26 protein-coding genes are annotated in these 24,159 nt (G+C 41.8%); 25 read left to right on the top strand and 1 reads right to left on the bottom strand.

The window, feature by feature from the left end:
• Positions 1 to 18: 18 nt before the first annotated feature.
• Positions 19 to 879, bottom strand: coding sequence for an AraC family transcriptional regulator (locus tag G633_RS0102540; RefSeq protein WP_026518962.1), 861 nt, complete (start codon positions 877 to 879; stop codon positions 19 to 21).
• Between the two features lie 256 nt (positions 880 to 1,135).
• On the opposite strand from G633_RS0102540, the gene rpmF reads away from it, so the two are divergent.
• From rpmF to ylqF, 25 genes are all read left to right on the top strand, one after another.
• The gene (gene rpmF / locus G633_RS0102535; protein ID WP_022764007.1) at positions 1,136 to 1,318 is read left to right on the top strand and encodes a 50S ribosomal protein L32; all 183 of its coding nucleotides are present in this window, start codon (positions 1,136 to 1,138) and stop codon (positions 1,316 to 1,318) included.
• A 146-nt stretch (positions 1,319 to 1,464) separates the two neighbouring features.
• The gene (gene plsX, locus G633_RS0102530) at positions 1,465 to 2,469 is read left to right on the top strand and encodes a phosphate acyltransferase PlsX (protein WP_026518961.1); all 1,005 of its coding nucleotides are present in this window, start codon (positions 1,465 to 1,467) and stop codon (positions 2,467 to 2,469) included.
• Positions 2,470 to 2,509: 40 nt separating this feature from the next.
• Positions 2,510 to 2,746, top strand: a complete 237-nt coding sequence (acpP, locus tag G633_RS0102525; RefSeq protein ID WP_022767086.1) for an acyl carrier protein — start codon at positions 2,510 to 2,512, stop codon at positions 2,744 to 2,746.
• 55 nt (positions 2,747 to 2,801) lie between these two features.
• Positions 2,802 to 3,497, top strand: coding sequence for a ribonuclease III (gene rnc, locus G633_RS0102520; protein ID WP_196804216.1), 696 nt, complete (start codon positions 2,802 to 2,804; stop codon positions 3,495 to 3,497).
• Positions 3,497 to 7,054 (top strand): chromosome segregation protein SMC, encoded by a 3,558-nt coding sequence (gene smc / locus G633_RS0102515; protein ID WP_026518959.1) that lies wholly within the window; start codon positions 3,497 to 3,499, stop codon positions 7,052 to 7,054. Before rnc ends, smc begins: the two co-directional genes overlap by 1 nt.
• Positions 7,054 to 8,043, top strand: a complete 990-nt coding sequence (gene ftsY / locus G633_RS17125; RefSeq protein ID WP_051199858.1) for a signal recognition particle-docking protein FtsY — start codon at positions 7,054 to 7,056, stop codon at positions 8,041 to 8,043. The genes smc and ftsY overlap by 1 nt, the downstream gene beginning before the upstream one ends.
• On the top strand, positions 8,036 to 9,262 hold the full coding sequence (gene ilvA, locus G633_RS0102505; protein ID WP_026518958.1) for a threonine ammonia-lyase: 1,227 nt from the start codon (positions 8,036 to 8,038) through the stop codon (positions 9,260 to 9,262). Before ftsY ends, ilvA begins: the two co-directional genes overlap by 8 nt.
• Positions 9,262 to 10,140, top strand: coding sequence for a YitT family protein (locus G633_RS0102500; protein ID WP_022767091.1), 879 nt, complete (start codon positions 9,262 to 9,264; stop codon positions 10,138 to 10,140). The genes ilvA and G633_RS0102500 overlap by 1 nt, the downstream gene beginning before the upstream one ends.
• Before the next feature lie 3 nt (positions 10,141 to 10,143).
• Positions 10,144 to 11,229 carry a glycoside hydrolase family 25 protein gene (locus tag G633_RS17120; protein ID WP_051199857.1) on the top strand — a complete coding sequence of 362 codons (1,086 nt, stop codon included), beginning with the start codon at positions 10,144 to 10,146 and terminating at the stop codon, positions 11,227 to 11,229.
• 1 nt (position 11,230) lies between these two features.
• Complete coding sequence (locus G633_RS0102490) at positions 11,231 to 12,097, top strand: AraC family transcriptional regulator (protein ID WP_051199856.1); 867 nt, start codon at positions 11,231 to 11,233, stop codon at positions 12,095 to 12,097.
• A gap of 79 nt (positions 12,098 to 12,176) precedes the next feature.
• Complete coding sequence (ylxM, locus tag G633_RS0102485) at positions 12,177 to 12,497, top strand: YlxM family DNA-binding protein (protein ID WP_026518956.1); 321 nt, start codon at positions 12,177 to 12,179, stop codon at positions 12,495 to 12,497.
• Positions 12,497 to 13,870, top strand: coding sequence for a signal recognition particle protein (ffh, locus tag G633_RS0102480; protein WP_022767095.1), 1,374 nt, complete (start codon positions 12,497 to 12,499; stop codon positions 13,868 to 13,870). Before ylxM ends, ffh begins: the two co-directional genes overlap by 1 nt.
• Positions 13,871 to 13,953: 83 nt before the next feature.
• The gene (gene rpsP, locus G633_RS0102475) at positions 13,954 to 14,199 is read left to right on the top strand and encodes a 30S ribosomal protein S16 (RefSeq protein ID WP_022763995.1); all 246 of its coding nucleotides are present in this window, start codon (positions 13,954 to 13,956) and stop codon (positions 14,197 to 14,199) included.
• Between the two features lie 36 nt (positions 14,200 to 14,235).
• Positions 14,236 to 14,463, top strand: coding sequence for a KH domain-containing protein (locus G633_RS0102470; RefSeq protein WP_022767096.1), 228 nt, complete (start codon positions 14,236 to 14,238; stop codon positions 14,461 to 14,463).
• A 56-nt stretch (positions 14,464 to 14,519) separates the two neighbouring features.
• The gene (gene trmD / locus G633_RS0102465) at positions 14,520 to 15,278 is read left to right on the top strand and encodes a tRNA (guanosine(37)-N1)-methyltransferase TrmD (RefSeq protein ID WP_022767097.1); all 759 of its coding nucleotides are present in this window, start codon (positions 14,520 to 14,522) and stop codon (positions 15,276 to 15,278) included.
• Complete coding sequence (rimM, locus tag G633_RS0102460; protein WP_022767098.1) at positions 15,279 to 15,794, top strand: ribosome maturation factor RimM; 516 nt, start codon at positions 15,279 to 15,281, stop codon at positions 15,792 to 15,794.
• 118 nt (positions 15,795 to 15,912) lie between these two features.
• The gene (udp, locus tag G633_RS0102455; RefSeq protein WP_022767099.1) at positions 15,913 to 16,689 is read left to right on the top strand and encodes a uridine phosphorylase; all 777 of its coding nucleotides are present in this window, start codon (positions 15,913 to 15,915) and stop codon (positions 16,687 to 16,689) included.
• A 52-nt stretch (positions 16,690 to 16,741) separates the two neighbouring features.
• Entirely contained in the window at positions 16,742 to 17,962 is a 1,221-nt protein-coding gene (locus tag G633_RS0102450) for a BMP family lipoprotein (RefSeq protein WP_022767100.1), read from the top strand.
• A 120-nt stretch (positions 17,963 to 18,082) separates the two neighbouring features.
• Positions 18,083 to 19,597 (top strand): ABC transporter ATP-binding protein, encoded by a 1,515-nt coding sequence (locus G633_RS0102445; RefSeq protein WP_026512294.1) that lies wholly within the window; start codon positions 18,083 to 18,085, stop codon positions 19,595 to 19,597.
• Positions 19,597 to 20,748 carry an ABC transporter permease gene (locus tag G633_RS0102440; RefSeq protein WP_022767102.1) on the top strand — a complete coding sequence of 384 codons (1,152 nt, stop codon included), beginning with the start codon at positions 19,597 to 19,599 and terminating at the stop codon, positions 20,746 to 20,748. The genes G633_RS0102445 and G633_RS0102440 overlap by 1 nt, the downstream gene beginning before the upstream one ends.
• Positions 20,748 to 21,689, top strand: coding sequence for an ABC transporter permease (locus G633_RS0102435; protein ID WP_022767103.1), 942 nt, complete (start codon positions 20,748 to 20,750; stop codon positions 21,687 to 21,689). The genes G633_RS0102440 and G633_RS0102435 overlap by 1 nt, the downstream gene beginning before the upstream one ends.
• On the top strand, positions 21,689 to 22,126 hold the full coding sequence (locus G633_RS0102430; RefSeq protein ID WP_442852339.1) for a cytidine deaminase: 438 nt from the start codon (positions 21,689 to 21,691) through the stop codon (positions 22,124 to 22,126). Before G633_RS0102435 ends, G633_RS0102430 begins: the two co-directional genes overlap by 1 nt.
• Positions 22,127 to 22,232: 106 nt before the next feature.
• Positions 22,233 to 22,583, top strand: a complete 351-nt coding sequence (gene rplS, locus G633_RS0102425) for a 50S ribosomal protein L19 (RefSeq protein ID WP_022763985.1) — start codon at positions 22,233 to 22,235, stop codon at positions 22,581 to 22,583.
• A 69-nt stretch (positions 22,584 to 22,652) separates the two neighbouring features.
• Entirely contained in the window at positions 22,653 to 23,252 is a 600-nt protein-coding gene (lepB, locus tag G633_RS0102420) for a signal peptidase I (RefSeq protein WP_022767105.1), read from the top strand.
• Positions 23,253 to 23,266: 14 nt separating this feature from the next.
• Entirely contained in the window at positions 23,267 to 24,139 is an 873-nt protein-coding gene (gene ylqF / locus G633_RS0102415) for a ribosome biogenesis GTPase YlqF (RefSeq protein WP_022767106.1), read from the top strand.
• Positions 24,140 to 24,159 lie beyond the last annotated feature (20 nt).

The following is a 24,159-nucleotide window of genomic DNA, read 5'->3' as shown; positions in this document are numbered from 1 at the left end:
GCCTGAGGCTATTTTTGTTCATTTGTTGCAGTACTGAGAATACTTCTTTGGTGATATTCCTACTGACTTGGTGAAAGCTTTCAGGAAGTTACTGTAGTCGGAAAAGCCGCAGCGTTCGCATACTTCACTGACGCCGATTCCTTCTGCGAGAAGAGATTTGGCGATGGAAATACGACGAGCTGTCATGTATTTGTTTATTGTCGTGCCGGTAGCGGCTTTGAATATACGGCAGATGTAAGATTCGCTTATGTAGAAGTGCTTTGAAAGATCACCGATACTTACGGGGTACTGGAGGTTGTTGTTTAAGTAGGAGAGAATGGAGTCAACCTGTTCGTTGTAGGTTGAAGGCTTCTCTGCCTCTGTATTATTCTCTCTGTCAGCGACGATCTTGTTGATCATGACGAAAAGTTCCGTGAAGGTTGCGCGTTCTAAGAGGTCATGACCATAGCCGTTGCTGGTGACAAGCTTGTTTATAAAATATAAAAATCTGCCTTGCTGTTCCTGGGTAAGGCTTACCTTGTGGGAGAAATGTTCTGATCTTCCCTGAAAACAAGCGTCAAGATTGGTCTCTTCTGTGGATATGCTTCGCATATACTCGGGATCGATCATGATAACGATCCTCTCGTGAAGCTCTTTATCAATCTGAGTAAGATAGTGAGAATCATACTGATTAATAAGGAAAAGATCTCCGGGAGCGATATCATATACCTGATTATCTATAAGGAACTGTTTCCCACCTGAAATTGAAAAATAGACTTCATAACAGTCATGGATATGCATTTCCATGGCTTTTTCATCTTTATATAAATGTGCAACGGCAAAATACTTATTCTCAATACTTTTAGCCATTGCTTCCTTACAGGAATTAAGTTCTTTCATGATTGTTCTCCGCTTATGATAAAATATATACCGACAGAAGTTATGATACAGTAAGACTTCATTATTTTCAAGATTTGATATGTTTTTGTCAAAAAGTGAGAAATTATAAAAATAATAGATTTCTTATATATTAAAAAACTGTTGACAAATACTTACCTGCTAGTTACAATACATAGGTATGCAAATGATTAAACGTAATTGATTGCCCATAAAAAGGCAGTTTCTTATACGGATACAGTAAGGAGGTGTTACTGAAATGTCAATCTGCCCAAAGAATAAGTCATCAAAAGGCCACAGAGATCAGAGAAGAGCTAACTGGAAAATGACAGCTCCTACTTTGGTAAAGTGCAGTCACTGTGGAGCTCTTATGCAGCCACATTGCGCATGCAAGAAGTGCGGCTATTACAATAAGAAGAGCATTGTTGAAGTTGAGGATTAATTTTTTAGTAAAACCTCATTTTTACAAAGAATTAAAGGCTTTCAGGCTTATGCTTGAAAGCCTTGATTTTTGTATAGCACTTTAGTAGAATGTTTAAAGATTGCGGAATTTGTTTACGCGCAAAATAATCTGAGGATGGACTTAATATGTCTGAACTTGTTAGAGTTGCAGTTGACGCCATGGGCGGAGACAATGCGCCTTTTGTAACTGTAAAAGGCAGCGTTGATGCTGTTAAGGAGAATAGTAACCTCAAGGTATTTCTTGTGGGTCAGGAAGAGTCTGTAAACGCTGAACTCTCCAAATATGACTATCCCAAGGACAAAATTGAGGTTGTAAATGCCACAGAAGTGATCGAGATGGCAGAACCACCTGTAATGGCAATCCGTAAGAAGAAAGATTCTTCTATAGTTAAGGCCATGTATATGGTTAGCCATGGAGAGGCTGATGCCTATGTTTCTGCCGGAAGTACCGGAGCAACACTCGTTGGAGGCCAGGTTATCATCGGAAGGCTCAAAGGGGTAGAGAGAGCTCCTCTTGCACCTCTTATCCCCACAGAGAAAGGCACATCACTTCTTATCGACTGCGGTGCTAACGTAGATGCCAGATCATCACACCTTGTACAATTTGCCAAGATGGGAACCGTTTATATGGAGAACATCTTAGGAATCAAGAATCCTACAGTTGGAATTGTCAATATAGGTGCTGAGGAGGAGAAGGGTAACGCTTTAGTAAAAGAGACTTTCCCTCTTCTTAAGAATTGTCCCGATATCAACTTTATTGGAAGTGTTGAGGCAAGAGATATTCCTGCCGGCGGAGCTGATATTATAGTATGTGAGGCATTTACCGGAAATGTGATACTTAAGATGTATGAAGGTGTTGCTAAATCCATGATGCACATTATAAAAGGTTCACTCATGGGAAGTCTTAAGACCAAGATAGGAGCGCTTCTTATTAAGGACGACCTCAAGAAATCACTTGCTAATTACAGCCTGGATCAGTACGGCGGAGCACCAATGCTTGGACTTAAAGGTCTTGTTGTTAAGACACATGGCAGTGCCAACGAAATTGAAGTAAAAAATTCAATTTTACAGTGTGTAACCTTTACAGAACAGAAGATTAGTGAGAAGATTAGCGCAAAGATATCAGAATGATAATTAGTACTAAATATTTATAAAAGGAACGGAGATTAAAATGGAATTCGAGAAGATGAAAGAAGTTATTGCAAACGTACTTAACGTTGATCCTGAGGAGATCAAGCCTGAGACAACCTTTACTGAGGACCTTGGGGCTGATTCACTTGATCTTTTCCAGATCATCATGGGGCTTGAGGATGAATTTGATGTTCAGATCGATCCTGAGAAGACAGAGAATATCACCACAGTAGGAGAAGCCGTAGAACTCCTTAAGAGCGCTATCGCAAGTAAATAAGATGACTTTGAGGCGGCTATTGTAGCTGCCTCATTATTTATATATTGGAGAAATTATGATTAAGGATGAAGATATAAGCAGATTTGAGCAGCTCATCGGCTACACATTCAGAGACAAACAGCTTCTTGTTCAGGCTTTTACGCACAGCTCTTTTGTAAACGAACAGAAGATAAACAAGCATCCTGACTATGAGAGGCTTGAGTTTCTCGGTGACGCTGTGCTTGAGATGATCTCAAGTGCCTATCTGTTTAGGAAATTTCCTGATAAAAAAGAGGGCGAAATGTCCAAAATGAGAGCATCTCTTGTTTGTGAAGGTGCTCTGGCCTTTGATGCAAAAGTACTTGACCTTAAAAGCTATATTCTTCTGGGAAAGGGAGAGGAAGCAACAGGAGGTCGTGATAAAGAGTCAATCATAGCAGATGTAATGGAGGCTGTTATTGGAGCTCTTTTCCTTGATGGGGGAATAGAGCAGTCCAAGCGTTTTATTGACAGCTATATCCTTACAAACACTGATGCTGTGGTAATGTTTGGAGATAGTAAATCGATGCTCCAGGAAGTAGCCCAGGGAGAAAATTTGGGTGAAGTAAGGTATGAAATATGTGGCGAAAGTGGACCTGAACATGATAAAATATTTGAGGTCCGCGTTTATGTCGGAGATAAGAATTTGGGAGAGGGGACAGGAAAGACCAAAAAGGCTGCGGAACAGAAAGCCGCCAGTCAGGCTCTTCTTGTATTAAAGAATAAGCAGTAATGTACTTAAAAAGTATTGAGATTCATGGCTTTAAATCTTTTGCCAATAAGATAAAGTTCGATTTTCACAACGGTATAACAGGAATCGTAGGACCTAACGGCTCAGGTAAGAGTAATGTAGCTGACGCCGTAAGGTGGGTTCTTGGTGAACAGCGTATCAAACAGCTGCGTGGCGGATCCATGCAGGATGTTATTTTCTCAGGCACAGAGCTTCGTAAGCCTCTTGGCTATGCTTATGTTGCCATCACATTGGATAATTCTGACCATTCCCTGGCTATTGATTATGACGAAGTAACTGTTTCCAGACGTCTTTACCGCTCTGGAGAGAGTGAATATATGATTAACGGATCATCCTGCAGACTTAAGGATGTTAATGAACTCTTTATGGATACAGGTATCGGTAAAGAGGGCTATTCCATCATCGGACAGGGTCAGATTGACCAGATCCTCTCAAGTAAGCCTGAGGACAGGAGAAATCTTTTTGACGAAGCTGCCGGAATCGTTAAGTTCAAGACCCGTAAGGAAACAGCCATCAAGAAGCTCGAAGAGGAAAAGATCAACCTCACCAGACTTTCAGATATTCTCTCAGAGCTTGAGAAACAGGTCGGACCTTTAGAGAAGCAGTCGGAAGTAGCCAAAGAGTTTTTAAGACTTCGTGAAAGACTTAAGACTCTTGACGTAAACATGTTCCTGGTTGAGAACAAGCTTCAGAAACAGCAGCTCGAAGAAGCTGAAAACAATTACAACGTAGCTACAGAGTCCTTGGAAGAAGCAAAAGGCAGCTACGAAAAGACAAAAGAAGAATATGAAAACATCCAGAAACAGCTGGAAGAAATAGATAAAGAGATCGATGAAGCAAGAACTAAGATCACTGATTCATCGGTCAAAAGAGAAAAGCTTGAGGGACAGATCGGTATCCTGAACGAGAAGATCAAGTCCGCAACCGATAATGACGCTCATTTCAAGAAAAGAGAGAAGGATGAGCGTGAAAAACTCGAAGTAAGATACGCAGAAAGAGATAAGTATCTAGAAGAAAAAGAGAAAATAGACAAAGAGGCTGAAGGTCTTTTGTCAGACAGAGAAAGTGCCAGGAAAGAACTCGAGGCAACCCTTTCTCAGATTGAAAACATCAATAACGAAATTGAAGAGTGCAAGAGCACTATCATCAATACCATTAACACAAGATCAAACATCAAGTCCAAACTCAGCTCCCTTGATACCATGAAAGAGCAGGTAAACATAAGAAAAGCTGAACTTACCGGCAAGCTTGTTCGTGCTCGTTCCGACGAATCAAGGCAGGAAGAAACTCTAAAGAAACTCAGAGATGAATTTGACAGTATTACTGCTGAGATCTCTGAGATGAACAAGAATCAGAAAGAGACAGAAAAAGAAGTGCTTAGCATCCGTGAAACCATGAGTATCAAGGATACTGAGCTCAGAAAGACCCAGGAACTCTACCAGCAGGAGAAATCAAGGCTTGAAGCTCTTGCAAACCTGACTGAGAGATATGAGGGATATGGCGGAAGTGTTAAAAAGGTAATGGAGCGCAAGGAAGATACCAAAGGAATAATCGGTGTCGTTGCGGATATCATCAAGACTGAGCCTAAATATGAGACAGCCATCGAGGTTGCTCTTGGAGGAAATATCCAAAACATTGTTACAGACAATGAAGAGACAGCCAAAGAGATGATTGCTTATCTTAAGCAGTCAAAAGCCGGAAGAGCTACATTCCTTCCGCTTACATCTCTTGATAATCCTCCTGAGCTCAAAGCGAAAGAAGCTTTGGAAGAGCCCGGCGTACTTGGTATGGCTGATGAGCTTGTAAAGACCGATCCCAAGTATAAAAAAGTTGCAAAGGCAATGCTTGGAAGGATTGTCGCAGTTGATAATGTCGACAATGCCGTAAAGATTGCAAGGAAATATAAATACACAGTCAGAATGGTAACTTTAGAGGGTGAGCTTTTAGTACCCGGCGGAGCTATCAGTGGTGGTGCTTTCAAGAACAATTCCAATCTCCTTGGAAGACGAAGAGAAATGGAAGATCTTGAAGCTAATGTTAAGAAATACAAGCAGAAAGTAGAAGATACCCAGGCTGAGATTGATGGCCTTAAGTCCAAGAGAAATGAGCTTCGTACTCTTGCAGAAGAGTTAAGAACTGAACTTCAGGGCAAGTTCATTGCTCAGAATACTGCCAGGATCAACGTTGAAAACGAGGAGAAGAAGCAGGAGGAGCAAAAGGGCTCATACTCAGACCTTAAGACAGAAAATGCCGAGATTGAGAGTAAGCTAAGCGAAATAGCTGCTGAGAAGGAACAGGCTCTTTTGCAGTTAAAAGAATCAGAAGAACTTGAGAAACAGTGCTCAGAGAAGGTTCAGACTTTCCAGGGGCAGCTAGAAACTCTCCATCAGGACGAAGAAGTTAAGAACGAAAAGGTTGCAAAATGGGATATCGAATACGAAAAATTTGTACAGAAGCAGGATTTCCAGAAGCAGAACCTTGATCGTATCAATGCTGATATCGAAAGCGAAGAGGATGCCTTGGAAGAGATCCTCGAGACCATCAAGAAAAATGATGAGTTACTTGCACAGAGCAAAAAGGATATTGAAGAGATCAAGCTCACTATAGAAGCTTCTACAGATGTCCAGACCGATGCAACCAAGGAACTTGAAGAAAAGAAGGAAGCCAAGAATGCGCTTTCTGTTTCTCAGAAGGAGTTCTTTGACAAGACACAGGAGCTCAACAAGCAGATGTCAGATCTTGAAAAAGAGGTTATCAGACTTGTTGGTAAGAAAGAGAGAGCTCAGGAAGCCATCGAATCTCAGATCAACTACATGTGGAACGAGTATGAGATTACTCTTGCAGATGCAGCACAGATGAGAGATGAAGAGATGACTGATATTCCATCCATGAGGAAGGAAACTCATACTCTAAAGGATTCCATCAAAAAGCTTGGTGATGTAAATGTAAATGCCATCGAGGATTACAAGAACCTCATGGAGAGATATACCTTTATGAAGACACAGCATGATGATCTTATTGAGGCAGAAGAACAGCTTAAAGAGATCATCAAAGACCTTGATGAATCAATGAGGAAGCAGTTCATTGAACAGTTCGAACTCATCAATAAAGAGTTTGATAAGGTATTCAAGGAGATGTTCGGAGGCGGACATGGTGCTCTTGAGCTTGCTGAGGACGAGGATGTTCTTGAAGCAGGAATCAGGATCAATGCACAGCCACCGGGCAAGAAACTTGTTAACATGATGCAGATGTCCGGTGGAGAGAAGGCTCTTACTGCAATAGCTCTTTTGTTTGCTATTCAGAACCTTAAGCCCTCACCATTCTGTCTGCTTGATGAGATTGAGGCGGCTCTTGATGAAAATAACGTTGTACGTTTTGCCAAGTATCTTCACAAGCTTGCAAGTACACAGTTCATCGTTATTACTCACAGAAGAGGAACCATGGAAAGTGCTGACAGACTCTACGGAATCACAATGCAGGAGAAGGGTGTATCTACCCTTGTCAGCGTAAACCTGATTGATAAGGAGCTTACAAACTAATGGCAAAAGGCTTTTTTGCAAAACTACAGATCGGACTTGCCAAAACCAGAGATAAATTTCTTTGGGGAATGGACAATGTCTTTTACGACGATGCATTTGTAGATGAGGAATTCTATGAAGAACTCGAAGAAGTCCTCATCATGGCTGATATTGGCATAAATGCAACCAGCAGGATCATTGATAAACTAAGGGCTCAAGTCAAGGAGCAAGGAATTATCCACCGTGCCAAGTGCAAAGAGCTCCTGGTTCAGAATATCAGAGAACAGATGAGAACTGATGGTGATGACTACAGCTTTGAGAACAAAAAGACAGTAATCTTTATCATTGGTGTTAACGGCGTCGGTAAGACAACGACTGTTGGTAAGCTTGCTTCCATCTACAGAAATAAAGGCAAGAAAGTAATTATTGCAGCAGCCGATACCTACAGAGCTGCAGCAACCGAGCAGCTTGCTACCTGGGCTGAGAGAGCTCAGACTCCCATCATCACAGGACGTGAGGGAGGAGATCCGGCCAGCGTTATCTATGATGCAACATCAGCTTTTAAAGCAAGGGACTGCGATATTCTGATTGTTGATACTGCCGGAAGACTTCATAACAAGAAAAACCTGATGGAAGAGCTCGCCAAGATGAACAGGATCATTGACAAAGAACTTCCCGGAATATGGCGCGAGAACTTTATTGTTCTCGACGGTACAACAGGCCAGAATGCCATTAATCAGGCAAGAGAATTCGGCGAAGCAGCCGACCTTACAGGTATAGTTCTTACAAAGCTTGACGGAACTGCCAAAGGCGGTATCGCTGTTGCTATCGTATCCGAGCTGAATATCCCCGTTAAATATGTGGGAGTCGGTGAGGGTATTGATGACCTTGAAAGATTTAATTCAGATGAATTTGTCGATGCACTCTTTGATGTAGATAGAGATGATGCAGAGACTGATAATGATAAAGATGAAGAAAATAAAGAGGAACAGGAGAATAGCAATGGCTGACGAAAACAAGATGACCCTGGACAAATTTGAAGAAGCGTATGAAGATGTCAAGAAAGTAACCCTTGATACCAAACTCATTTACAGTGACTACTGGAGTTCAGTAACAGGTGGCAAGGTTTATTTAAAGCCTGAAAATCTTCAGAGAACCGGTGCTTACAAGGTAAGAGGTGCTTATTACAAGATTACGACTCTTACAGATGAAGAGCGCAGTAAGGGACTTATTACAGCATCTGCCGGCAATCACGCACAGGGCGTTGCATATGCTGCAAAACAGTACGGAGTAAAGGCTGTTATCTGTATGCCTACTTCAACTCCTCTTATCAAAGTTAACAGAACCAAGGCACTTGGTGCAGAAGTTGTTCTCTACGGAGACGTATATGACGAAGCATACCAGAAGGCGCTTGAGCTTGCCAAGGAACACGGTTATACCTTGGTTCATCCTTTTGATGACCTCGATGTAGCTACAGGCCAGGGCACTATAGCCATGGAGATAATAAAGGAGCTTCCTACCGTTGATGTAATCCTTGTACCGATCGGAGGAGGCGGACTTGCAACAGGTGTTTCAACACTCGCTAAGCTTCTTAATCCCAAGATAAAAGTAATAGGTGTAGAACCGGCCGGCGCTAACTGCATGCAGGAGTCATTTAAGGCAGGTCACGTAGTAACACTTCCTTCAGTAAACACAATTGCTGACGGTACAGCTGTTAAGACTCCCGGAGAGCATATTTTCCCTTATCTTCGCAAGAATATTGATGAGATAATCACTGTTCCCGATGAAGATCTTGTAGTTTCATTCCTTGATATGGTTGAGAACCACAAAATGGTTGTTGAGAACTCTGGCCTTTTGTCAGTTGCAGCACTCAAGCAGCTTGATCTTAAGGACAAAAAGGTAGCATGCGTACTTTCCGGCGGAAACATGGATATCATCACCATGTCTTCAGTGGTTCAGCAGGGTCTTATCATGAGAGACCGTATATTTACGGTTTCAGTTCTTTTACCTGATAAGCCAGGTGAATTATCAAGAGTTTCCGGAATTATAGCCGAAGTAAAAGGAAATGTTATAAAATTAGAGCATAACCAGTTTGTTTCTATCAACAGAAACGCTGCGGTTGAGCTCAGAATCACTCTTGAGGCATTTGGAACCGAACATAAGGAGCAGATCATGAATGCTCTTAACGACAACGGTTACAAGCCTAGAATCGTAAGGACCAATATTTAATGAATTCAAAGAAAATATCACCAAAGAAGAGACTCAAGGAGTATCTGATAATAACATTTGCAGCTCTTATCTACGGAGTTGGAACGAGTCTTTTGGTAGACCCAAATAACCTTGCACCCGGTGGAATGACCGGTCTTGCAATCGTTCTTAACAGGCTTGTGGGAATAGGAACAGGTATGTGGTTTCTTATACTGAACATACCTATTCTTCTCATAGCCATTATGAAATTCGGCATAAGATTTACAATTTCAACAATATATGCCACAACAATGATTTCTGTATTTACGGATCTGTGTACCAAATACTTCGGGCAGTACATAATACACGATATGATACTGGCTGTTACCATCGGAAGTGCCATGACAGCCGTTGCTATCGGATTGATATTTAAATGTCATGCCACAAGTGGTGGTACGGATGTTATAATTAAACTGTTAAGGCTTCGGTACCCTCATATTAAGACCGGAATTCTATATATCATGACCGATATGATAGTTCTGGTAATAGCAGCTATCGTATTTAACGATCTGGCAGCTGCTATGTATTCTTTCTTATCAGTACTTGTTGTCAGCGCTGTTGTTGACTTTGTTCTGTACGGAAGAGACGGTGCCAAGCTTATTTACATCATTTCAGACAGACCGGACATTATTACCGCAAGGCTGTTAGATGAGCTGGATATCGGTGCAACACACGTATTCGCTCAGGGGGCATACAGCGGAGAAAAAAAGAAAGTAATAATGTGCGCTATTAAAAAGAGGCTCTCACCTCTTGCAGAAGACATCGTGAGAGAAGAAGATCCCAATGCATTTATGATCATTACCAGTGCAAGTGAGATTTTCGGTGAGGGTTACAAAAGCTATTTCGACGAGAGAATGTAAGGTATGAATAATTCAGGGGATTACAGAGTTCGCAGGGGTGTCAGAAATACACAGAATATAGTATCTATTATCTTCCTTAGTCTGGTTGCGCTGATGGCGCTGACCTTCAGCATTGTTCTTCTTATCAGAAATGCCAACCTTCAGAGACAGGAAGATGCCATAAGGAGTGAGCTTGATGCACTGAATCAGGAGGGCTACTATACTGAGGCAGAGGCATCAAAGCTTGTTGAAGACGCAAAAGAAGAAGCTGCGGAAGAGACAAAAAACTCCATCAGAGCAATGATCCAGCAAAAACTTGAAAATGGTGACGGAGCTACAAGTACTATCAGATCTCTTTTTCCGGATCAGATAGTTGTAGCAAGTTCCGGAAGATATTATTTCTTCCCGATCCTTGATGAGATTGAGCATCATGGATTCGGAGAGGATGATTTTGAATTTGACGAAAACGGTTTTCTTACATATGTAGGAGATGACTCTACAGTTGAAGTCAAAAACGGAATCGATGTATCAAGATTTCAGGGTGAGATCGACTGGAAGAAGGTTAAGGCTGCAGGTATCGATTTTGCCATTATAAGAGCAGGCCTTCGCGGAACAACAGAAGGTAAGCTCCTTGTAGATGACTTCTTCGAGGCTAATATTGAAGGCGCAACAGAAAATGGCATCGACGTTGGCGTTTATTTCTATTCACAGGCTCTTGATGAAGATGAGGCAAAAGAGGAAGTTCAGCTAATCCTTGACCTTATCGAGCCATACAAGATCAAGTACCCTGTTGTTATCGATGTAGAGTCTGCAGAGTCTGATTCAGCAAGAACTGTTGACCTTTCAACTGACGATTATGAGCTTGTTGTGAAGACTTTTTGTGATATGGTTTCAAATGCAGGCTATACACCTATGATCTATGGTAATGTAAAGAGCTTCACTCTGCTGATGGATGCAATTGATGTCGACAATTACGATATCTGGATCGCATATTACGGAACGCCTCTTTATTATCCTTACCACTTTGATATCTGGCAGTATACATCATCCGGAAGGGTCGATGGAATCGACGGAGACGTAGACCTTAACATCTGTATAACGGATTATTGATATGGAAAATGGATATGATGCTTCACTATCTTATGAAGCTTATGAGCAAAAAGGATATCTGAACGAGGATTTTCACTTCTTTCATATTAAGACAGAAGAGTCCTTTGATATACCTTTTCACTATCACGACTTTCATAAACTTATCTTAATACTTGATGGAACAGTAAAATATAACATCGAAGGGCTTGAGTATGATCTTATGCCCTTCGATTTTGTGCTTGTTAACAGATTCATGATACATAAGCCGGAAATTGGAGCACAGGCAAAAGGCAAAGGGTATGACAGGATAATCCTTTATCTCTCTGATGATTTTCTAAGTCATTACGGCCTTTTGGATTCATTTGACAAGGCAAAAGAGCTAAAGAGCTATGTGGTAAGATTTCCTGCAAATATCAGTGCAGAAATCTTTAATATGTTTGAAACTGTTGAAGCGGATGAAAAGAAACAGGATAAGGAATATGCCGGAAAACTTACAACAAGGCTGGATCTGATGAAAGCTCTCATTGCTTTTAATAAGGCCTGCATTATGGAAGACTTCGGATTTAAGCCTGAAGCCAGGTATAATCGCAAGATAATTGAGATTATAGAGTATATCGGAAATAACTTAAATAAAGACCTCTCGATTGATCTTTTAGCTGATAAGTTCTACATGAGCAAGTATCATATGATGCGTACTTTCAAGAACGAGACCGGGTATTCAATACACCAGTACATATCGGAGAAGCGCATTCTACTTGCTAGAAGCTACATCATGGGAGGTATGCCTGCAACAAATGCCTGCATAGAATGTGGCTTTCGTGATTATTCATCCTTCAGCAGAGCTTTTAAAAACCAGCTTGGGATAATGCCTTCAGAGGTTAAGATATAGGCGTCAAGAAAAAATACTTGACACCTATATCTTTTTTGTATATTATACTCATTGTGCATATTTGAGGATGAGGTTAACTATGGAGAAAATCGTTGAACAGGGTTTGCTGTACGATTTCTACGGCGAACTGCTTACAGAACATCAAAAGCAGATATATGAAGCAGCTGTTTACAACGATATGTCACTTACCGAAATCGCAGATGAACACGGTATCAGTAAACAGGGTGTTCATGATCTTATAAAGAGATGCACGAAATCGCTTCAGGAATATGAGGATAAGCTCCACATGATCAGACGCTTTGAGGCAATCAAGACTCAGGCCGAGAGACTAAAGGATGCATCCGGCGGAGATAAAGATCTCTTGGATATTTCTGAAAAGATATTAGAGGAGCTTGGTTGATGGCTTTTGAAAGTCTTACTGATAAACTTCAAAACGTATTTAAAGGCCTAAGGAGTAAGGGCGTCCTCACCGAGGCAGATGTTAAGACTGCTTTAAAAGAAGTAAAGATGGCTCTTCTTGAAGCTGACGTAAGCTTTAAGGTGGTTAAACAATTTATTAACTCCGTGCAGGAGAGAGCTATCGGTGAAGGAGTACTAAACGGCCTTAATCCCGGACAGATGGTCATCAAGATTGTTAATGAAGAAATGACCAGCCTTATGGGATCTGAGACAACTGAGATTCAGTTTCAGCCTGTAAATGAGATAACAGTTCTCATGATGTGCGGTCTTCAGGGTGCTGGTAAAACAACTACAGCTGCCAAGATAGCCGGTAAGATCAAACTTAAAGGCAGAAAACCACTTCTGGTTGCCTGCGACGTTTACAGGCCTGCAGCTATAGATCAGCTGAAAATCAATGCTGACAAACAGCAGGTAGATTTCTTTTCAATGGGAACTGACATAAGTCCTGTTGAAATAGCTAAGGCTTCAATCGATCACGCTAAGAAGAACAACAATAACGTTGTTATCATCGATACAGCTGGTCGACTTCAGATAGATGAAGCAATGATGAAGGAGCTCATTGACATCAAGGAAGCGGTAACTGTTCATCAGACCCTCCTGGTAGTTGATGCAATGACCGGTCAGGATGCAGTAAATGTTGCATCTGAGTTCAACGAGAAGGTTGGAGTTGACGGAATTATCCTCTCCAAGATGGACGGCGACTCAAGAGGTGGTGCGGCTCTTTCGACAAAAGCAGTTACGGGTAAGCCTATTCTCTATGTTGGTATGGGTGAGAAGCTCTCAGATCTTGAGCAGTTCTATCCTGACAGAATGGCCAGCAGAATCCTTGGAATGGGTGATGTACTAAGTCTCATCGACAAGGCTGTTGAAGCCAACGCTCAGATGGATGCTGAAAAAGAAAAAGAGATGGCCCAGAAGATGAAAAAGGGCAAGCTCGATTTCGAGATGTATCTTGAGAGCATGAAACAGATGAGAAACATGGGCGGACTTGGAGCTATCATGGGAATGCTTCCCGGAATGGGCAAGATCGGTGATGATCAGCTTCCCGATGAGAAAGAACTCGCAAGGTTAGAGGCCATTGTTCTTTCAATGACACCACAGGAGCGCAAGAATCCCAAACTTATGAGCCCTCAGAGGAAATACAGGATTGCCAAGGGGTCAGGTAATGACATTGCAGCTGTTAACAGATTCATCAAACAGTTCGAGCAGATGAACAAGATGATGAAACAGATGCCCGGCCTTATGGGCGGCAAGAGAGGATTTGGTAAGTTCGGTAAATTCGGTAATCCTTTCGGCGGTGGTAAATTATTCTAACGATATGTCATTGCAGCAATAGCTGTTTGATACATATAAAACTGACAACAATAATTTAATTATTTAAATGGAGGAAATTTAAAATGGCAGTAAAGATCAGATTAAAGAGAATTGGTAAGAAGAAGGTTCCTTTCTACAGAATCATCGTTTCAGATTCAAAGGCTCCTGTACAGGGTAAGTTCATCGAGGAGATCGGAACATACGATCCTAACACAGATCCCAGCACAGTTAAGGTTAACGAGGAGCTTGCTAAGAAGTGGCTTTCAAACGGTGCACAGCCAACTGAGTCTGTAGCTAAGTTATTCAGACAGGCCGGCATTCAGAAATAATATTTTTCTTTTTCATAAATATGCCGGAGGTTAATCATGAAAGATTTAGTTGAAGTTATCGCAAAAGCGCTTGTTGATAACCCCGATGAGGTTGTTGTAACCGAGAAAAAGGACGGGCGTAATATAATGATCGAGCTTCATGTTGCACCTTCAGACATGGGCAAGGTAATTGGTAAACAGGGCCGTATTGCAAAGGCAATCCGCGCTGTAGTCAAGGCAGCATCAACAAGAGAAAACATTAAGGTTGATGTAGAAATTGTTTAATTAAGGATAGCCGAATAAGATATATTTCTTATTCGGCTTTTTTTCTAAGGAGAACAATGAACTACCACATTATGACTCTTTTCCCTGAAATGATAGAACAGGGACTCTCCACAAGCATTATAGGAAGAGCAATAGAAAAGGGCTTCATTTCTTTTGAGGCTATAAATATAAGAGACTATTCAGGTGATCTCAAACACCACAAGGTGGATGATTACACCTATGGCGGCGGAGCAGGCATGCTTATGCAGGCTCAGCCTATATATGACTGTTATAAAGCAATTGAAGATAAAATAGATTCAAAACCAAGAGTTATATATGTAACTCCACAGGGCTCGGTATTTACACAGAAGATGGCTGCTGAGTTTGCACAGGAAAAAGACCTTGTGTTTTTGTGCGGACATTATGAGGGCGTAGATGAAAGAGTTCTGGAAGAGATAGTTACAGACTATGTCTCAATCGGAGACTATGTCCTTACCGGAGGAGAGCTTCCGGCCATGGTCATGATAGACGCAATATCAAGGCTGGTACCCGGTGTTTTAAACAACGATGAGTCAGCACTGACAGAGAGTTTTGGAAACGGTCTTTTGGAATACCCTCAGTACTCAAGGCCTGAGGAATGGATGGGTAAAAAAGTACCGCCGATTCTTTTATCGGGTGATCACAAGAAAGTTGATGAGTGGAGACTTGAGCAGTCCCTTATCAGAACCAAAGAGCGAAGGCCTGATCTCTATGAGCAGTATATGATCGACAATCCGCCAAAACCGGAGAAAAAGAAGCGCAAGAGAAAACCTAAGCCGGAAACAGAAGGAGAATAAATGACAGAATCATTTCAGGTTGGAGTAATTGCATCAACACATGGTCTTGCGGGGGAAGTAAATGTATTTCCCACAACACAGGACCCCGATAGATTTAAAAAGTTAAAGAAAGTTACGCTCCATACAAAGAAGGGTGAGGAGATCCTTTTGGATGTCGTTAGTGCAAGATTCTTTAAAAAGTTTGTTATTGTTAAGTTCAAGCAGTTTAACAACATAAACGAAGTTGAGAAATTCAGGGGATGTGAACTGACAATTGACAGAAAAGATGCCATTAAGCTGGAGAAAGGCGAGTATTACTGTGCAGATCTCATCGGACTTACAATTGTAGATGAGGAAGGTGCTGAACTTGGTACACTCACAGAAATTCTTCAGACAGGTGCCAATGATGTCTACGAGATGACTTTAAAAGGCAGTGAAGAGAAGATTTATATTCCTGCGATAAAAGACTGTGTAAAAGAAATCGATATTGATGCAGGAAAGATCACTATTCATGTGATGCCTGGGCTTCTTGGCTGAGTTATTGCCTTAAAATAGGTCGCAAGAGTTGTTAAAAATCAATATTTGGATTATAATATAAGTTAAATATATTTAGTATGTATAACTTTGCACATACAAGATGTTGGGGTAAAAAATTATGGTAGATTATACAGAAGGTGCCGGATACCAGTACCATACACATGTTAAACCGGGAGATATAGGAAGATATGTCCTTTTGACAGGAGATCCCGGAAGATGTGAATCTATTTCAAAACTCTTTGATAATCCCGTATTTGTCGCTCAGAATAGAGAATATACTACATATACAGGTACACTTTGTGGTGAGAAGGTAAGTGTTATATCCCATGGAATCGGCGGTGCTTCAACAGCTATCTGCGTTGAGGAGCTTGCCAAATGTGGAGCTGACACTTTTATTCGCATGGGTACATCAGGTGGAATGCAGGAAGAAGTGATCGGTGGCGATATTGTTATTGCCAACGGAGCCATCAGAGCAGAAGGAACATCCAAGGAATATGCTCCTATAGAATATCCTGCTGTAGCTAATTTTGATGTGGTCAATGCACTGGTAAACGGTGCTAAGAGCGTAGGAGCTAAATATCACGTCGGGGTTGCCCAGTGCAAGGATTCATTCTTTGGACAGCACGAACCTGAAACCAAACCAGTAGGACCGGAGCTCCTTTATAAGTGGGATGCCTGGATCAAATGCGGATGCCTTTGCTCAGAGATGGAAAGCTCAACACTTTTCATCGTCGGAAGCTACTTAAGACTTCGTACCGGAGCCGTACTTTTGGTAGTTGCCAATCAGGAAAGAGCTAAAAAAGGTCTTTCAAATCCACAGGTTCATGATATGGATGCGGTCTACAAGACCACAATCGAGGGTATCAAGAACCTCATAGCTTTGGATAAAGCCTGAAAAGGTTTTATTATAAATGTTTCTATTATTTCATTACAAACGGAGGGAAATTATGAAAAAGAAACTTTTCGCAGTTCTTATGGCTGCAACAATGGTATCTTCATTAGTAGCATGTGGCGATACAGCTCCTGCTGCAACAACAGATACTGCAGAGACAACAGAGCAGACAGCAGAAGTTGCTGCTGAGCCTGCTGCAGAGCAGACAGCTGAGGCACCTGCTGCAGAGGCAACTGACATGAGAGTTGCTATGGTTACTGACTACGGCGATATCACAGACCAGTCATTCAACCAGTCAACTTATGAAGCTTGTAAGGCATTTGGTGAGGCTAATGGTGTTGACTTCACATACTACAAGCCTGAAGGTGATTCAGATGCTGAGAGAGAGGCTATGATCGATAAGGCTGTAGCTGATGGCTACAACGTAATCGTTATGCCTGGTTACGCTTTCGCAGGCGCTATCAAGGATACAGCTGATACTTATCCTGATGTTAAGTTCGTTGCTCTTGACGTTTCTGAGTATGACCTTGAAGGTGATTCTTCAGACTTCAACAATGAGACATTTGCTAACGTATTCTCAGCAGTTTACCAGGAAGAGCTTCCCGGATACATGGCTGGTTACGCAGCAGTAAAGATGGGCTACACAAAGCTCGGTTTCCTTGGCGGAATGGCAGTTCCTGCTGTTATCCGTTATGGTTATGGTTTCGTACAGGGTGCTGACGCAGCTGCAGCTGAGCTCGGCGCTGATGTAGAGATCAACTATGCTTATGGTAACCAGTTCTACGGCGATGCTGATATCACAGCAGCTATGGATACATGGTACCAGGGCGGCACAGAAGTTGTATTCGCTTGCGGTGGTGGTATCTTCACATCTGCTGGTGAGGCAGCTGCTAAGGTTGGTGGCAAGGTTATCGGTGTAGACGTTGACCAGGCTGCAACAATCGATGGAATGTTCGAGAAGGGCATGACTGTAACTTCAGCTATGAAGGGCCTTCAGGCAACAGTTAACACACTTCTTACAGCAATCAAGGATGGTAACTGGGATTCTTACGCTGGCAAGATCCTTAACCTTGGTCTTGTATCTGCTGATGACATGAGCCTCAACTATGTAGGTCTTGCTGACAGCACAATCTGGACTGACGGATTTACTGAGGCTGATTACAAGCAGCTCGTTGCTGATATGGTAAACGGTAAGGTTGTAGTATCTAACGATTCTTCAGCTGAGCAGCCTTCAGCTACAACAGCTAAGATCAACTTCCAGGGTAACATTAAGTAATTAATTCCCTAAGTTAATAAGGGCCGGATGATTCATAGTCTTCCGGCCTTTTTTCTGACAATAAGAAAATATAATGTGGAGGGAAAACAGGTGGCAGGAAACAGCGAATATGCTATCGAAATGCTGAACATTACCAAGAGATTCCCGGGAATCATCGCTAATGATAATGTTACAGTGCAGCTCAAAAAAGGCGAAATCCATGCTCTCCTTGGGGAAAACGGAGCAGGAAAGTCAACCCTTATGAGTGTTCTGTTTGGTTTGTACCAGGCAGAAGAGGGAATCATTAAAAAGGATGGCGTTGAGGTTAAGATCAATAACCCCAATGATGCTAATGACCTTGGAATCGGAATGGTTCATCAGCATTTCAAACTTGTACAGTGCTTTACTGTACTTGACAATATCATCCTCGGAGATGAGACAACCAAATATGGATTTTTACAGAAAGATGAGGCAAGAAAGAAAATTCTTGCACTCTCTGATAAGTATGGCCTTAAGGTAGATCCTGATGCCAAGATAGAAGACATCACAGTAGGTATGCAGCAGAGAACTGAGATTCTCAAGATGCTTTACAGAGATAATGAGATTCTTATTTTTGATGAGCCTACAGCTGTTCTTACACCTGCAGAGATTGATGAGCTAATGGAAATCATGAGAAATCTCTCCAAGGAAGGAAAGTCAATTCTTTTCATTTCTCATAAACTTGCCGAGATCATGGCAGTTGCTGACAGATGCAGCGTACTCAGAAGAGGTAAGTATATCGGAACAGTTAACATCGCTGATACTAATCAGGACGAACTCTCAAGAATGATGGTTGGTCGTGATGTGCAGCTTGTTGCAACAAAGGAAGACAAGGAGCCAGGAGATGTAATTCTTCATGTTGAGAACATGACTGTTCCCAGCAAGCTCCATCACAATAATGCAGTTAAGAACGTATCTTTCGATGTCAGAGCAGGAGAGATCGTCTGCATAGCAGGTATCGACGGAAACGGTCAGACTGAGCTTGTTTACGGACTTTCAGGTCTTGAGAACTGCACAAGCGGAAAAATCACACTCTCAGGCAAAGATATAACTCATGCATCAATAAGAGAGAGATCAACCAGTGGAATGAGTCATATTCCTGAGGACAGACATAAACATGGTCTTGTTCTTGATTATTCTCTTGCATATAACCTTGTGCTTCAGAGATACTTTGAGCCTCAGTTCTCAACCAAGGCAGGTTTCCTTAAGAAAGCTGAAATCAATAAATACGCCGAGAAGCTCATAGAGCAGTATGATATCAGATCAGGTCAGGGTGCGTCTACAATTGCGCGTTCAATGTCCGGTGGTAACCAGCAGAAAGCCATTATCGCCAGAGAAATTGATAAGAATCCTAATCTTCTTATAGCAGTTCAGCCTACAAGAGGTCTTGACGTAGGTGCTATTGAATACATTCATAAGCAGCTTATCAAGCAGAGAGATGAAGGACATGCTGTACTTTTAGTTTCTCTCGAGCTTGAAGAGGTTATGAGTGTTTCAGACAGAATCCTTGTAATGTACGAGGGTGAGATTGTAGGAGAATTTGATCCTAAGAAGACAACACCGGAAGAGCTTGGTCTCTACATGGCCGGTGCTAAGAGACAGGAGGTGGGCGCATAATGAATAACAAAACTAAATCCAGTTTCCTATCAAAGCCCGCTGTTCAGTCAACTTTAGCAGCTTTATTGTGCATTGTAATAGGTCTTTTGGTAGGTTATATCGCGCTTCTTATTATCAATCCAAAGGGTGCAACCGAAGCTATTATAACAATCCTTAAAAACTATTTTACATATCCGTCACCCAAGGCAGCTATGAAGTACCTTGGAAATACACTTGTTAAAGCAGCACCACTTCTTATGTGTGCTCTTTCAATCCAGTTCTGCTATCAGGCCGGTCTTTTCAATATCGGAGCAGCAGGACAGTATGTAGCAGGCGCCGGAGCAGCTCTTTACTGTGCACTTGCTCTTCACCTTCCATGGATTGTATGCCTCATTGCTGCATTTGTAGCAGGCGGTGTATTCGGAATCATCGTAGGACTTCTTAAGTCTTACCTCAACGTTAACGAAGTTATTTCGGGAATCATGCTTAACTGGATCGGACTTTATTCAGTCAACATGCTTCTTTCAGGAGTAAAAGAGACAGCCAGCCCATATACAGTTCAGCTTGCAAGCACCAATCCAAGCGCTCTTTTACCATCACTTGGAATGGAAAAGCTCTTTTCCAACAATAAGTATGTAACAATTGCCATTCCTTTAGCTGTTATCATTGCAATCGTGCTGAAGATCGTTCTCAGCAAGACTGTATTCGGATATGAGATCCGTGCAACCGGTATTGCAAAGGATGCTGCTAGATACAGCGGTATGAAAGAGAAAAAGAACGTTATCATAACTCTTTTCATCGGTGGTGCTCTTGCAGGACTTGGTGCTGCATTTTTGTTCCTTTCAGGATACGAGCAGTGGTCAGTAACACAGTCATCCGTTCCAAGCATGGGCTTTAACGGAATCGCTGCTACATTCCTTGGCGGACTTGATCCTATCGGAACCATTTTTGCATCATACTTTATTCAGCATATTACCAGTGGAGGATCATATCTTGATAAGAATATTTATCCTTCACAGATTTCAGATTTCATTTCTGCAATCATTATTTACCTTTGCGGTTTTGTTCTTTTCTTCAAGCTTCATCTCAACAGCTATTTGAGATCAAAAGAGGAGAGAGAAAAGCAAAAACCAAGTGTTAAAGCAAATAAAGAGGAAGGAGGTAACAACTAATGGTACTGCTTCTTCAATACACACTTTTATTTGCATCAGTTCTTATTCTGGTAGCTCTGGGAGGATGCTTTTCTGAGCACTCAGGTGTTATCAACCTCGGACTTGAGGGAATCATGGTTATCGGAGCTCTTGGTGGTGCTCTGACACTTAAGTACATAAATCCCGCAACCCCTAAGGCACTTATTCTCTTTGCTGTATTAGGCGCGTCTATAGTCTGCGGCGTTTTATATTCGGTACTTCTTGCCGTTGCCTGCATTAACTTAAAGGCTGATCAGACCCTTGTAGGTACAGCTCTTAACATGCTCGCAGCTGCAGCAGCAACAGTTATTGTTAAGTCCATCAACATGGCAGAGAACCCTGACAACGTATCATCTACAGTACAGTACATGGCAGGTAAGAAAGCTCTTGTTGTTAATTTCGGATCATTCCAGTTCAACTGGTTCATGCTTGTTGCTTTGATAATGCTTATCCTGGCATATATCATTCTTTACAAGACAAGATTCGGCCTTCGTCTCATGGCCTGTGGTGAGCATCCTCAGGCTGCTGACTCTGTTGGTATCAACGTTTACAAGATGCGCTGGTCAGGCGTACTTATTTCAGGTATGCTGGCAGGTATCGGTGGAATTGTTTATATCACAGCCGGCGTAAGTGAGTGGAAGTTCGAAGTCGGTGTTGCCGGATTTGGATTCCTTGCACTTGCAGTTATGATCTTCGGACAGTGGAAACCATTAAACATTGGACTTGCAGCTTTGTTATTCGGTTTCTTCAGAGCCCTGTCAAACGTTTACTCAGGCTTTGACTTCCTGGCAGCCCTCAATATTCCGGGCTCCGTATATAATATGATGCCTTATATCATCTCACTTATCGTTCTTGCATTTACATCATCCAACTCAAGAGCGCCTAAGGCAGAGGGTATTCCTTACGATAAGGGATCAAGGTAATAAAGAAAGAAAAAACTATGGATTCACAGCTACAGGAATTAGTAAAAACAGCTCTTTCCATGAGGAAAATGAGCTACACACCATATTCGCATTTTAATGTGGGAGCAGCACTGCTTTCTGCTGATGGCAAGATATATACCGGTTGTAACATCGAGAATGCTTCATATACACCCACAAACTGTGCCGAAAGAACAGCTTTTTTCAAAGCAGTAAGTGAAGGAGTACGAGATTTTACCGCAATTGCCATCGCAGGCGGAAAAGAGGATGCCACAGAACTGGACTATTGTCCGCCATGCGGAGTCTGCAGACAGGTTATGAGTGAATTCTGCAAGGATGACTTTAAAATATACCTTGTAAAATCAGAAACTGAATATAAAGAGTATACTCTTACAGAGCTTGTACCTGAAAGATTCACTCCAAATAATCTTTTGGGTTGACGAATACGCGCTTTATATGTTATATTAAAATGCGTTGTGACAATCAGACGGTCCTCTGATGTACAAATGTTACATTTAAGAACGTCCATTGAATAGGAGAAAAGATATGAGTACTATTATCGAAGAGCTCGAGAAAGAGCAGCTGAACGCTAACGCGCCTCAGTTCCACACAGGTGATACTGTAAGAGTACACGCTAAGATCAAAGAAGGAAACCGTGAAAGAGTTCAGGTTTTCGAGGGAACTGTCAAGAAGATCCAGGGCGGTAGCAACCGTACAACCTTCACAGTAAGAAAAGAGTCTTACGGTGTTGGCGTAGAGAAGACATGGCCACTTCACTCACCTATCGTTGAGAAGGTAGAGGTTGTTAGAAGAGGTAAGGTAAGAAGAGCTAAGCTGAACTACCTTAAGGGACTTACAGGTAAGAAGGCTAAGGTTAAAGAGCTTGTTACCAGATAATATGTTTTTTGAAGGGCAGTTACTATTAAGTAATTGCCCTTTTACGTGTTATAAAGCAGTGGGGTAAATATGAGATCAAGACGGAATACTTTTACATTTCACCAGAAGAAAAAGAGAATAACCTCAAAGCTTATACGTGAAATCTTTTCATGGCTGTTTATAACCATTCTTGCAACAGTCATTGCATTTGCGCTTGTTTTTGCATTTGGAATGCAGGTTAAGGTAATCGGCGATTCCATGGAACCTGCTCTGTATAATTCACAGGCAGTACTTGTAGATAGAGCGCTTTCTAAGATAATTAGTCCTAAGACAGGCGATATTATCGTGTTTTTGCCAAACGGCAATGTTAATTCCCATTATTATGTAAAAAGAGTTGTGGCAACTCCCGGAGAAAAGGTTCAGATCATAGACGGCAATCTCTATGTCAACGATGAGATTAGGATGGAAGATAGCGATATCTATGATAAAATGGAAGATGAAGGGATAGCAGCAAATCCGATCAAGCTTCAGAGCGGAGAGTACTTTGTCCTTGGCGATAACAGAAACAGCTCTGAAGATTCAAGAAGCGCTAATATTGGTATTGTTAAATCCGGTATGATTGTAGGAAAGGCCTGGTTTAAGCTAAAAAGCGAAAATGCCCAAGGTGGTCCTATATTAAATCACTACTAAAGAAAGGTTAACTTATGAATTATCAGTGGTATCCCGGACATATGACAAAAGCCATCAGAATGATGCAGGAAAACATCAAACTGATCGATATAATAATTGAGCTTACCGATGCGAGGATCCCTGCTTCAGGAAGAAATCCCGATATAGATGAGCTTGGCAAGAATAAATTCAGACTTATCATTCTTAATAAAGCTGATCTTGCCGATCCTGAGATCACAGCTAAGTGGCGAGATCTCTACCAGTCACAAGGCATGTTTGTCCTTGAAATGAACTCCAAGACCGGCAACGAAGCAGGTAAAGTAAAAGATCTGATCTTAAAGGCCTGTGCAGAGAAGATTGAGAGGGATAAAAAGAGAGGCATCGTTGGCAGACCCATAAGAGCTATGGTTGCCGGAATCCCCAATGTCGGAAAATCCACTTTCATCAATAAGTTATCAGGCAGATCCTCTGCCAAAACCGGTAATAAACCCGGTGTTACAAAGGGTAAACAGTGGATTTCACTTGGCAAGAACATGCAGCTGCTTGATACTCCCGGTATCCTTTGGCCCAAGTTCGAGGATGAAACAGTAGGACTTCATCTTGCGTTGATAGGTTCAATGAACGACGAGAACCTCGATACAACAGAACTTGCATGTGAACTTATAAAGATATTAAAAGAGCTTTATCCCGGCGTTATAGAGTCCAAATACAATATTACCGAAGATCAAATAAGGAAATTTGAGGAGGAACAGTATGCAACTCCTCTAAGCGCATATCTCTCAGCCATCGCCGAGAGTAGAAAGCTGATAAAACAAGGTGCCATGCCGGATATAGACAGAGCATCCGCACTTATTTTAGATGATTTCAGAAACGGAAGACTTGGAAGACTATCTATAGAAAGACCATAAAAAGTGCTAAGCACGGAAAA

This window comes from Butyrivibrio sp. FCS006 (genome assembly GCF_000424525.1).
Classification (GTDB): Bacteria; Bacillota; Clostridia; order Lachnospirales; family Lachnospiraceae; genus Butyrivibrio.
Note: the sequence above shows the minus strand (reverse complement) of the source record. Positions and strands in the feature narration are given on the sequence as shown.

What these genes read in the sequence shown, in the direction of transcription:
- G633_RS0102470 (WP_022767096.1), top strand. Translation starts at nt 14,236, where the DNA reads ATGAAAGATTTAGTTGAAGTTATCGCAAAAGCGCTTGTTGATAACCCC.
- G633_RS0102440 (WP_022767102.1), top strand. Translation starts at nt 19,597, where the DNA reads ATGAATAACAAAACTAAATCCAGTTTCCTATCAAAGCCCGCTGTTCAG.
- G633_RS0102500 (WP_022767091.1), top strand. Translation starts at nt 9,262, where the DNA reads ATGAATTCAAAGAAAATATCACCAAAGAAGAGACTCAAGGAGTATCTG.
- acpP (WP_022767086.1), top strand. Translation starts at nt 2,510, where the DNA reads ATGGAATTCGAGAAGATGAAAGAAGTTATTGCAAACGTACTTAACGTT.
- ilvA (WP_026518958.1), top strand. Translation starts at nt 8,036, where the DNA reads ATGGCTGACGAAAACAAGATGACCCTGGACAAATTTGAAGAAGCGTAT.
- rpsP (WP_022763995.1), top strand. Translation starts at nt 13,954, where the DNA reads ATGGCAGTAAAGATCAGATTAAAGAGAATTGGTAAGAAGAAGGTTCCT.
- ftsY (WP_051199858.1), top strand. Translation starts at nt 7,054, where the DNA reads ATGGCAAAAGGCTTTTTTGCAAAACTACAGATCGGACTTGCCAAAACC.
- plsX (WP_026518961.1), top strand. Translation starts at nt 1,465, where the DNA reads ATGTCTGAACTTGTTAGAGTTGCAGTTGACGCCATGGGCGGAGACAAT.
- udp (WP_022767099.1), top strand. Translation starts at nt 15,913, where the DNA reads ATGGTAGATTATACAGAAGGTGCCGGATACCAGTACCATACACATGTT.
- trmD (WP_022767097.1), top strand. Translation starts at nt 14,520, where the DNA reads ATGAACTACCACATTATGACTCTTTTCCCTGAAATGATAGAACAGGGA.
- ylqF (WP_022767106.1), top strand. Translation starts at nt 23,267, where the DNA reads ATGAATTATCAGTGGTATCCCGGACATATGACAAAAGCCATCAGAATG.
- rplS (WP_022763985.1), top strand. Translation starts at nt 22,233, where the DNA reads ATGAGTACTATTATCGAAGAGCTCGAGAAAGAGCAGCTGAACGCTAAC.
- rpmF (WP_022764007.1), top strand. Translation starts at nt 1,136, where the DNA reads ATGTCAATCTGCCCAAAGAATAAGTCATCAAAAGGCCACAGAGATCAG.
- G633_RS17120 (WP_051199857.1), top strand. Translation starts at nt 10,144, where the DNA reads ATGAATAATTCAGGGGATTACAGAGTTCGCAGGGGTGTCAGAAATACA.
- G633_RS0102450 (WP_022767100.1), top strand. Translation starts at nt 16,742, where the DNA reads ATGAAAAAGAAACTTTTCGCAGTTCTTATGGCTGCAACAATGGTATCT.
- smc (WP_026518959.1), top strand. Translation starts at nt 3,497, where the DNA reads ATGTACTTAAAAAGTATTGAGATTCATGGCTTTAAATCTTTTGCCAAT.
- rimM (WP_022767098.1), top strand. Translation starts at nt 15,279, where the DNA reads ATGACAGAATCATTTCAGGTTGGAGTAATTGCATCAACACATGGTCTT.
- G633_RS0102445 (WP_026512294.1), top strand. Translation starts at nt 18,083, where the DNA reads ATGCTGAACATTACCAAGAGATTCCCGGGAATCATCGCTAATGATAAT.
- ffh (WP_022767095.1), top strand. Translation starts at nt 12,497, where the DNA reads ATGGCTTTTGAAAGTCTTACTGATAAACTTCAAAACGTATTTAAAGGC.
- rnc (WP_196804216.1), top strand. Translation starts at nt 2,802, where the DNA reads ATGATTAAGGATGAAGATATAAGCAGATTTGAGCAGCTCATCGGCTAC.
- lepB (WP_022767105.1), top strand. Translation starts at nt 22,653, where the DNA reads ATGAGATCAAGACGGAATACTTTTACATTTCACCAGAAGAAAAAGAGA.
- G633_RS0102490 (WP_051199856.1), top strand. Translation starts at nt 11,231, where the DNA reads ATGGAAAATGGATATGATGCTTCACTATCTTATGAAGCTTATGAGCAA.
- G633_RS0102540 (WP_026518962.1), bottom strand. Translation starts at nt 879, where the DNA reads ATGAAAGAACTTAATTCCTGTAAGGAAGCAATGGCTAAAAGTATTGAG.
- G633_RS0102435 (WP_022767103.1), top strand. Translation starts at nt 20,748, where the DNA reads ATGGTACTGCTTCTTCAATACACACTTTTATTTGCATCAGTTCTTATT.
- ylxM (WP_026518956.1), top strand. Translation starts at nt 12,177, where the DNA reads ATGGAGAAAATCGTTGAACAGGGTTTGCTGTACGATTTCTACGGCGAA.